Origin of the sequence: Ruminococcus sp. AF37-20 (assembly GCF_003460465.1) — a bacterium.
GTDB lineage: Bacteria > Bacillota > Clostridia > Oscillospirales > Ruminococcaceae > Hominimerdicola > Hominimerdicola aceti.
Map to the genome: position 1 here is coordinate 2,631 of NZ_QTVE01000001.1, position 477 is coordinate 3,107.

Annotated in this window: 1 protein-coding gene; it reads right to left on the reverse strand. The window is 41.7% G+C overall.

Annotation, left to right across the window (positions count from 1 at the left end; translation table 11 throughout):
• Positions 1 to 112: 112 nt before the first annotated feature.
• A complete protein-coding gene (locus DW015_RS00035; protein ID WP_117903594.1) occupies positions 113 to 427 on the reverse strand; it encodes a DUF4314 domain-containing protein in 315 nt (104 codons plus the stop codon).
• Positions 428 to 477 lie beyond the last annotated feature (50 nt).

Sequence of the window (477 nt, forward strand, 5' to 3'; positions counted from 1 at the left end):
GAGCGGAATCCGCCGATGCCTGCAAAGATATCGAAATACTTTATCATTTATCACCGATCCTTTCTTGTTTGTGTAATAAAAAAACGGCTAAGTCTTTTTCAAAACTTAACCGTTACATTGACATTTCCATTTCTTCGGATTCTTCAAAACCCTCAGTTTCTGTGATTTCTTCAGATTTTTCCTGCTCATCCGCCATAGCCTGTTCCTGTTCGATTTTATGAAACTTATCCACATCGGGGATAACGCCAAGCGTTCTTCCGTTATCAAATTTACAGTGCAGAGTACCCGCATCGTCCACAAATTGAACTATGCCTTTAGTACCTGGTGGAATCGGACGGGGATCGTTATCCATACTGTCAAGGCATATCCGAGTTCCTTCGGGATATCTCTGTCTAAGCGTTTCTACTTTCTTTTCGTTGTAAATCATATTACACCTCACATCGTCATTCCCATATCGGGTTCTTCGGTCATGTCCTC